The organism is Arthrobacter sp. GCM10027362 (genome assembly GCF_042679445.1).
Lineage (GTDB): Bacteria > Actinomycetota > Actinomycetes > Actinomycetales > Micrococcaceae > Crystallibacter.
Genome location: NZ_JBHTML010000020.1, coordinates 25,496 through 34,110, shown reverse-complemented (window position 1 = coordinate 34,110; position 8,615 = coordinate 25,496). Strand labels below are relative to the sequence as shown.

The following is an 8,615-nucleotide window of genomic DNA, read 5'->3' as shown; positions in this document are numbered from 1 at the left end:
CGGGTGGCGGCGTGCACCGGCAGCGGCCCAAGCGAGGGCACGTCGACGCCGAGCAGCCGCCGGTAGTGCGGATCGAGCGTGGCGACGGCGCCGGCGAAGAGAATACGGTAGCCCGGCCGCTGCGAGGCCGGCAGCGGCGGCCTGCGGACCAGGGACACCACCTCGGCGACCCGCGCGTCGGCGAGCAGTTCGCCGTCGTACCCGGCCAGCTGCTGCTTCAGCTGCGCCATTGTGCGGGGCGGGTCCGGCACGCCCATCAGTTCGGCGGCCGTCGCCCACTCGGCCACGTACCGGTCCGGGCCGCCCGGAATCGGCGGGCCGTAGACGCAGGCGGCCTCGGCGAAGGCCTCGGTGAAGGCCAGATGCACCCAGCGCAGCAGGTGCGGATCATTGGCGCTGTAGCTGCGCCGTTCGCCGCGGGCGTCCGTGTAGCTGCCCTGCACCCGCTCGTGCATCCGCAGCACCCGTTCGCAGCCGGCCCGGGCCGCGGCGGTATCCCCGTAGGTCACGGTGAAGATCCAGCGGATGGTGCGGGCCAGCCGGCCCAGCACATCCTCGCGGTAGGCGGAGAAGTCGTACACCCCGGCCAGCGCGCCCGGATGCAGGGCCTGCACCAGCAGCGCCCGGATGCCGGCCACGATGGTGGTTGTGGAGCCGTGGACGGCCCAGACCGCCGAGTCGGGGCCGAAGTAACCCCCGTCGGTGCCCTGGGCAAAATCCTGCGGCCACCGCGGCGGCTCGTCCGCGCCGGAGAACGTCTTGGCCAGTTCGCGCCGCCAGTCCGATACAACGCTCACGACACCATTATTAGCAGTCCCGTGCCGGAGGATCGAGGGCCTGCGGGCGGCTTTGAAGGGGGACGGCGGGCGGCCCGCAAAGGGGCCGCCCGCCGTGGCGAACCGGAGGTTACCTGACCACCAGGTCCGGATAGTACTTCTCGGTCACGTCCGGATGCGCGCGCAGCCGGCCCTTGAGCATGTTGTTGCCGAAGCTGGCCAGCATCGGATTGTTCGGATCGTCCGAGACGCCGCGGGCCTCGGCCTTGAGTTCGGCCGGCAGCGGGACCGGCTCGATCACCGCGTCCAGGCGCGGGGACCAGAAGAACGGCACGGAGTAGCGGTCCACGCCCGGCGGCGGGGCGGTGACGCGGTGGATCGTGGCGGCGATGTAGCCCTCGGTGGCCACCTCGAGCATTTCGCCCAGGTTCACCACCAGCGCGCCCTCGATCGGCTCGACCTTCAGCCACTCGGTGGCACCCGGAGGCAGCACCTCCAGGCCGCCGACCATGTCCTGCAGCAGCAGGGTGACGAAGCCGTAGTCCGCGTGGCTGCCCACGCCCTGGTCGCCGGCCTCCTCGACGACGCCGCCCACGTAGTGGACCAGCTTGCCCATCCAGTGCGGGGTGCCGCGGAAGGGCTCGTCGAAGTAGTCCTCGGGCAGGCCCAGGCCCACGCCGATGGCGGAGAGCAGTTCGGCGCCCACCTTGGACATCAGCTCGGCCCAGGCCATCGCCTTTTCCCGCAGCTCCGGCAGGGCCTTGTCCGGCCACTGGTTGGGCCCGCGCAGCAGCCAGTAGGGCTGGTCCGCCGGGTAGTCGGTGACCGGCTCGCTCTCGGGGGAGTAGTCCAGCTGTTCGCGTGCATCCGCCCGGCCGGCGGTCACCTCGGTGCCCATCCGCGTGTAGCCGCGGAAGTGCGGGGAGTTGCGGTTGTCCAGGGCCAGGCGCTCGTCCAGCGGCAGGTCGAAGAAGCGCTTGATGACGTCGAACAGCTCGGCAACCTGGCCTTCCGCGGCACCGTAGCCGGTGATCTGGAAAAAGCCGACACGGTGCGCGGCATCGCGCAGCTGCTCGATGAAATCCGCGTTGAATGTCCCGTCCGCGTTACGGGCGGTACGCAGGTCAATTATGGGGATTGATCCGGGAGTATTCGACATGTTCGCACACTAGCACCGGAGCGCATCCGCTGGCTCGTGGCTGTTACGCTTTGTGGCTTGGCATCAGGGTGCGCGCGATCGCGGCCCACGCCTGCAGGAAGGCGGCGCCGGCCTGCTCGTGGACAGCGCGCGGCAGCCCCAGGTGGGCGGGGGTGAGCACCGGGTACGGCTTCAGCGGCACCCCGTCCTCGGGGCGCACGTCCACGTGCACCACCGCGTGTCCGTGGTGGTGCAGCCAGTCCGCCATCGCATAGTCCGTGCGCGAGTCGCCCATGGTCCGCCAGGCATAGGGGACGATCCCGTCCGCGGCCAGCAGCTCCAGGGCCCGCTCCGCGCCCAGGTCCTTGCCCAGCTGGATCGCCTCGATGTCGGTGGCGATGATGGTCGGATCCAGCCGGTAGTCCACCTGGTCGTCGCTGTTGGGCACGTGCCGGTCCAGCCGGCTGGCCCCGAGGTTGAACTTGCCCATCAGGGCCAGGGCATCGGCGTCGAAATCCTGCTGCACCTGCCGGTACTCCTGGTTGCTGACCTCGATCAGCTGCTCCACGGAGACCATGGCGCGCTTGGTTTCATCGAAGAACATGTGGCTCGAGTAGCTGGCCTGGACCAGGGCACGGACCTCGGCGGCATAGTCCTTGGGGACCGAGAGCGAGAGGTCCACATGCACGGTGCCGGGGCCGGTGGAGCCGAAGCTGAACCAGACCGCGCCCTTCTCGCAGACGGCATGGAACCGGACGTCCTCCGGGATGCCCGCCTCCATCAGCGGCAGCATGATCTGCTCGCGGATGAAGGTGTCCGAGCGGCCGGTGTTGAAGACCACCGGCCAGCCGTGCGAGCCCAGCACCAGCAGCGAGTCGATGATCTCCGGCGGGACAGTGCGCGTGACCGGGCTGGCGACGGGACCGTCCACGTCCAGCAGCAGGCCGATCGGCGGCTGGACGGGCCGTGCATGTTTGGCAGGGCCTACGGCGGGGAAAGTCATACCTTATTATCCCCCGCAGATTATCCCCGCAATGCCGCCGGCGGACCCGGCCCGGCTGTGGAAAACCGCTTCCGGCCGGGCAGGACGCCGCCGTGCCCTGCCGGCGCCGGCATGCGTAACCTTTTGGCCACGACCGGTGCTGCGCCTCACAAAAATTGTTCATTTAGGTACCCGGGGAATCTAGGCTTGATCCGTGATCTTCAAATCTGTAGGCGATACCCGACCGTACCCGGAGCATGGCTATGTGACCCCCAGGGACTGGGCGGCCGTGCCGCCGCGCCAGGTACGGCTGGATGAGCTGATCACAACCAAGAGCACCCTGGACCTGGGGGCCCTGCTTGCCGAGGACTCCACGTTCTTCGGCGACCTGTTCCCCCACGTGGTGCAGTGGCGCGGCAATCTGTATCTGGAGGACGGACTGCACCGGGCGGTGCGCACCGCACTGCACCAGCGGGCCCTGATGCATGCGAGGGTGTTGGTGATCGATGACTGAGACCGGTATAACCCCATCAAGGCCCGAGCGCGATTCGGAACCGGAACCGGAGACTGACCGGGAACCGGAACCGGATGAGGAGCCTGACCAAGAACCGGATGACGAGTTCCACCTGCATGGCCACAAGATCATCACCGCGGACGACCTGGACGAGGTGTTCGCGGACGAAGCGGACGAAACGGACGAAGAGGTTGCCGCCCCGCAGCGGCCCACCTGGCGGCGGATCCTGCACGGCGCAGTGCTGACGCTGCTGCTGGCCCTGGTGATCGCCGGCGTCGTGGGGGCGGTGGCCATTATGCGCGGGGACCTGCAGATCCCCGGCTGGGGGCCCAGGAGCCAGGAACCGATCACCTGCCCGTCGGCCACCTACAAGTACCCGGCCAACGATTCCTTCACCGTCAACGTCTTCAACAGCACCACCGAAGGGGGCCTGGCCCGGAAAGCCGCCGAAGCGCTTACCAAGCGCGGCTACAAGGTCGGGGAAGTCGGCTCCAAGCAGCTGAACTACTACGGGCTGAGCGCCGTGGTGGTGTCCGGCAGGAACGGCGAGGCGAACGCGCTGAACCTGCAGCGGAATATAGCCGGTACCGAATACGTTGCCGACGGGCGCCAGGACGACAGCGTGGACGTGATCCTCGGCTCCCGGTACGAGGACCTGGTCCCGGGCAAGAAGGTGGACAAGAAACCCGGGACGCTCAGCTGCCCGCGGCTGGAACAGTCCGGGACGCCGACCGGGGCCGGGACTGCGGCGAAATAGCCGTGACGGAGGGAGGCGGCCCGGGGGAGGCCATGCCGGTATCCGGCGGTCCCCCGGGCACGACGTCTATTGCGCACCGTGCCGGTAGGGGGACCGGGCGCAAGATGGACTGATTCCGGCCGGTCCCTAGCGGCAGCCCTCGGGGCCGCAGGCCGGGCCGTCGGGGGAGCCGGAGAGCACGGTCAGCGGGCTGCGCTCGGCCCAGGCCCGGGCGAGCGCCTGGCTGAACACCTCGGCCGGCTGCGCGCCGGAGATGCCGTACCTGCGGTCCAGCACGAAGAACGGTACGCCGCTGACGCCGAGCGCGCGGGCCTCGGCGATGTCTGTCCGGACCTCGTCCGCGTAGCGTCCGCTTTCCAGCGCCTCGCGGACCTCGGTTTCGTCCAGGCCGAGCCCGGTGCCGGTGCGCACCAGGTAGCCGATGTCGCCAATGTCCTCGCCGTGTTCGAAGTGCCCGGAGAGCAGGGCTTCCTTGGCTTCGGGGCCCAGGCCGTGCTCCTTGGCCAGGTGGAGGAAGCGGTGCGCGGTGAAGCTGTTGGCCACCACAATGGCGTCGAAGTCGTAGGCCAGTCCCTCGCCGGCAGCCTGCGCCGCAACGTGGGCGAACATCTGCCGGACCTGGTCCTGGGGCAGGCCCTTCATCTGGGACAGGTACTCGGTCTCGGTGCCGTCGAAGTGCTCCGGCAGGGTGGGATCCAGTTGGTAGCTGCGCCATTCCACCTCCACCTGGTCCTTGTGCTCGAACTTCTCCAGGGCGGTTTCGAAGCGGCGCTTGCCGATAAAGCACCACGGACACGCAATGTCTGACCAGATTTCAACCTTCATGGTCATTGCCAACGGCAACCATCCGCGGGCTATTCCCGCCGGGCCGGCGCCGCTTCCGCGCCGACCTGCGCTTCGACGGGCCGGACCGTCCGCCGCTTCCGTCCGTGCACGAGGTAGTACACCCCGATGGTGAGGACCACGAGTACGCACAGCGCCGCGTACATGCCCGCGTAGCCGGTCAGCGGCAGGATGAGGCCGAGCAGGACGGGACCGAAGCCTATGCCGGCGTCGAGCATGAGATAGAACGTGGACATGGCCGTGCCCAGCCGCGCCTCTCCGGCGGCGGTCACCGCGATCGCCTGGATGCTGGGCATCAGGGCCCCGAAGCCCAGGCCGGCGAGCACGGCGGAGAGCACGATCGTGGCGGCGGACGGCTCCACCGCCAGCAGCCCCAGGCCGGCGGCGAAGACCACCAGCAGCGGGTAGATGACGATGTTGTCCCCGCGGCGGTCCTGGATCCGCCCGGCGAACAGCCGGGAGACCAGCACGGCCGCCGCGTAGACCAGGAAGAACAGCCCGGCCGCGGACTCCACTGCCTCCTCGCGGGTGTAGGAGACCAGGAACGCGACAATTCCGGAGTAGGCGAAGCCGCCCAGCAGCACCACGGTGGAGACGGGCAGCGCGGACGGCTCGATGATCGAGGCCAGGCTGAAGCGCCGGGCCTTGGGCCTGCGGGCCGTCGCGGCCGGGTCCTCCGCCGGGACGGGCAGCCCGGCACGGGCCGCCGGCCGGCGTTCGGGCAGGCGCAGCATCAGGGCGATCAGCAGCGCGGTGATCGAGGAGGCGGTGCAGAACCAGAAGATGCCCTCATAGTTGCCGCCCGCGGAGAGCCAGACGGCCAGGAACGGGCCGGCGGCGGTGGACAGCGTGGTCGAGAGCCCGAAGTATCCGGTTCCCTCGCTGCGCCGGGCCTGGGGAATGAGGCCCTGCACGGCGGCGACGAGCGCCGTGTTGCCGGCGCCGAACGCCACACCGTGCAGCAGGCGCAGTGCCAGCAGCAGCGCCAGCGTGCCGCTGGGCAGGTAGAGGTAGGAGATCACCGTGTACAGCACGAGGCTGGCGAGCAGCAGCCGCTTGCGTCCGACGGCGTCCATCAGCCGGCCGCTGAAGAGCCGGGCCACCACGGCGCCGACAATGAAGGAACTGGACGCGAAGCCCGCCGCGCTGTCCGAGGCCTGGAACCGCTCCACCGCGTACAGTGCCATGGAGGTGACCAGCAGGTAGTAGACCATGGAGATGAACAGGTTGGTGGCGATCGCGAGGAGGAAGTCCCGGCCCCAGAGTTTTTCCGGCTGTCGTCCGCTTGCGCCCACGTCTGTTTCCTCTCCTCGGCTCCGGCCGGGAAACCACCGCCGGCCAGCACCCAATTATCCTCCCTGCAGCCCTCTCCGTCCTGCGGCACCGCGGGTCCTGCCGGGCCGGCCCGGCTGTTCCGGGCCGGCCTCAGCCTGCCTGGGCCTGCCCGGCCTCGGCGCCCTGGGCGCCTGCCGCAGCTTCCGGCCGGCGCTCCAGCCCGGCCACGGCGTAGGCCTCCTGCTCGTCCAGGGTTTCCTTCGCCAGCAGCTGTTCCACCAGGGATTCCAGCCGCCAGCGGTTCTCGCCCAGGAGCATGCGGGCCCGTGCGTAGCACTGGTCCACCAGGGTCCGGACCTCCTCGGCGACCGCATCCAGCATGCCTTCGGACACCCCGGCCGCCCGGGGGTCACCTTCCTCCGGGAGCACCTGGACCGGGCCGATCCGTTCGGACATGCCCCAGCGGCCGACCATCATGCGCGCCAGCTGCGTGCTGGTCTGCAGGTCGCTCTCCGCCCCGGTGCTGACGACGCCGAAGACCAGCTCCTCGGCCGCCATGCCGCCCAGGGCCCCGACGATCCGGCCCCGCAGGTAGTTTTCGTCGTAGCCGTACCGGTCGGTATCCGGGGTCGAGAGGGTCACTCCGAGGGCGCGGCCGCGGGGAATGATGGAGATCTTGCGCACCGGGTCCGCCCCCGGCTCGAGCATGCCCAGCAGGGCGTGGCCCGATTCGTGGTAGGCGGTCCGCCGGCGCTCCTCGGCCGGCATGACGACATTGCGCACGGTGCCCAGCTGAACCTTCTCCAGCGCGTCGAGCAGGTCCCGCTGGGTCACTTCGGTATGGGCTCGCTTGACGGCCAGCAGGGCGGCCTCGTTGACCAGGTTGGCCAGCTCGGCCCCGGTCATGCCGGGGGTGATCCTGCTGACGGCGTCCAGGTCGGCGTCGGGGCCGAGCCTGACGTTGCGGGCATGGACCCGCAGGATCTGGGCCTGTCCGGCCTGGTCGGGGGCATGGACGGTGATGGACCGGTCGAACCGGCCCGGGCGCAGCAGGGCCGGGTCCAGCACGTCCGGCCGGTTCGTGGCCGCCAGGACAACGACGCCCTCGGAGGAGGAGAACCCGTCCATCTCCGTGAGGATCTGGTTGAGCGTCTGTTCCCGTTCGTCGTGGCCGCCCACGGCCAGGGAGCCGCCCCGTTTCCGGCCGATGGCGTCGATTTCGTCCAGGAAGATGATCGAGGGCGCCATGTTGCGGGCGGCCTGGAAGAGTTCGCGGACCCGGCTGGCCCCTACGCCGACGATCATTTCGATGAATTCCGAGGAGCTGGCGTGGAAGAAGGGGACCCCGGCCTCCCCGGCCGTGGCCCGGGCCAGCAGGGTCTTGCCGGTCCCCGGGGGACCGCTGAGCAGCACGCCCTTGGGCGGTTTCGCCCCAATCGCCTGGTATTTCTGCGGGTCCTTCAGGAAATCCACGACTTCGGAAATCTCCGCTTCGACCTCGTCGATGCCGGCCACGTCCTGGAAGGTGACGCGGATTTTTTCGGAATCCACCGGCTGGAATTTCTTGCCGGCCCCCAGGCCCCCCGTCCCGAACATGCCCGACTGGCGTTTGAACAGCCAGAGGTAGAACAGCACCAGCAGCGCGATCGGGGCAACGGAGATCAGCAGGTTGGCCAGGACGCCGCGCTCCTGCGTCACCGGGGTGGCCCGGACGGTGACATTGTTTTCTTCCAGCTGGCCCAGGAGGTTGTCATCGGCAAAGGCCGGGCGCTCGGTCACGAACTGCCTGTACGTTGATCCTTCGGCGCCCGGCAGCGGCCGCTCGTGCCGGAGGTTGCCCTCGATGCTCTGGCCCCGGGAGAAGATCTCCGCCACGTTGTTGTCGCGCACCTGGGTCTTGAATTCGGTGTATGAAACGGTTTGCGGCCCGCCCTGCTGGTCCTGGATGGACAGCAGCGCAAAGAACCCCAGATACAGCAGGAGCGTCCAGAGCACCGGCCGGAGCCATCCGCGGCCGGGCCCGCGCCCGCCGCCGGCCTTCTGCCCCGGGACGCCCTCCGTCCGCCAGGGAACCCCGCGCCTGCCGTCTCCCGCCGCTGCGGAACTGCGGTCCCGGTCACTGGGACCGGGCGGGAAAGGATCACCCATGATGCCACCCCCGAGCATGCCGTCTTAGCCATCAACTTCAACTGCCGGTTACCTGAACCTCTATACCGCAATCCCCGCCGGGTCAAGGAAGCCGGGAAGGAGTAGCGGAACCCGGATCCGGCACGGGCCTCCGCCCGGTTTGCTGCGGCGTGCAACACAGAATTTACGTCGGTGAAACCTGC

8 protein-coding genes are annotated in these 8,615 nt (G+C 69.3%); 2 read left to right on the top strand and 6 right to left on the bottom strand.

Annotated features, from left to right (window positions below; all coding sequences use genetic code 11):
- The 3 genes from ACFQ36_RS05645 to ACFQ36_RS05635 all read right to left on the bottom strand — a co-directional run.
- A partial coding sequence (locus tag ACFQ36_RS05645; RefSeq protein WP_377011483.1) for an oxygenase MpaB family protein occupies positions 1 to 797 on the bottom strand: 797 nt, incomplete at its 3' end.
- Positions 798 to 906: 109 nt separating this feature from the next.
- Positions 907 to 1,935, bottom strand: coding sequence for an isopenicillin N synthase family dioxygenase (locus ACFQ36_RS05640; protein ID WP_377011481.1), 1,029 nt, complete (start codon positions 1,933 to 1,935; stop codon positions 907 to 909).
- A 43-nt stretch (positions 1,936 to 1,978) separates the two neighbouring features.
- Positions 1,979 to 2,917, bottom strand: a complete 939-nt coding sequence (locus ACFQ36_RS05635; protein ID WP_377011480.1) for a hypothetical protein — start codon at positions 2,915 to 2,917, stop codon at positions 1,979 to 1,981.
- Positions 2,918 to 3,110: 193 nt separating this feature from the next.
- On the opposite strand from ACFQ36_RS05635, the gene ACFQ36_RS05630 reads away from it, so the two are divergent.
- Complete coding sequence (locus tag ACFQ36_RS05630; RefSeq protein WP_377011478.1) at positions 3,111 to 3,410, top strand: type II toxin-antitoxin system VapB family antitoxin; 300 nt, start codon at positions 3,111 to 3,113, stop codon at positions 3,408 to 3,410.
- Complete coding sequence (locus ACFQ36_RS05625) at positions 3,403 to 4,167, top strand: LytR C-terminal domain-containing protein (RefSeq protein WP_377011476.1); 765 nt, start codon at positions 3,403 to 3,405, stop codon at positions 4,165 to 4,167. The genes ACFQ36_RS05630 and ACFQ36_RS05625 overlap by 8 nt, the downstream gene beginning before the upstream one ends.
- 126 nt (positions 4,168 to 4,293) lie before the next feature.
- Here ACFQ36_RS05625 and ACFQ36_RS05620 read toward each other — a convergent pair whose 3' ends face one another.
- The 3 genes from ACFQ36_RS05620 to ftsH form a co-directional block, all read right to left on the bottom strand.
- Positions 4,294 to 4,992 carry a DsbA family protein gene (locus tag ACFQ36_RS05620; RefSeq protein ID WP_377011474.1) on the bottom strand — a complete coding sequence of 233 codons (699 nt, stop codon included), beginning with the start codon at positions 4,990 to 4,992 and terminating at the stop codon, positions 4,294 to 4,296.
- Between the two features lie 29 nt (positions 4,993 to 5,021).
- Positions 5,022 to 6,305 (bottom strand): MFS transporter, encoded by a 1,284-nt coding sequence (locus ACFQ36_RS05615; RefSeq protein ID WP_377011471.1) that lies wholly within the window; start codon positions 6,303 to 6,305, stop codon positions 5,022 to 5,024.
- A gap of 130 nt (positions 6,306 to 6,435) precedes the next feature.
- Positions 6,436 to 8,280 (bottom strand): ATP-dependent zinc metalloprotease FtsH, encoded by a 1,845-nt coding sequence (gene ftsH / locus ACFQ36_RS05610; protein ID WP_377011470.1) that lies wholly within the window; start codon positions 8,278 to 8,280, stop codon positions 6,436 to 6,438.
- Between the last annotated feature and the right edge of the window lie 335 nt (positions 8,281 to 8,615).

Excerpts from the sequence above, each read along its gene's own strand:
- ACFQ36_RS05625 (WP_377011476.1), top strand. The coding sequence starts at position 3,403 with ATGACTGAGACCGGTATAACCCCATCAAGGCCCGAGCGCGATTCGGAA.
- ACFQ36_RS05620 (WP_377011474.1), bottom strand. The coding sequence starts at position 4,992 with ATGAAGGTTGAAATCTGGTCAGACATTGCGTGTCCGTGGTGCTTTATC.
- ACFQ36_RS05640 (WP_377011481.1), bottom strand. The coding sequence starts at position 1,935 with ATGTCGAATACTCCCGGATCAATCCCCATAATTGACCTGCGTACCGCC.
- ACFQ36_RS05635 (WP_377011480.1), bottom strand. The coding sequence starts at position 2,917 with ATGACTTTCCCCGCCGTAGGCCCTGCCAAACATGCACGGCCCGTCCAG.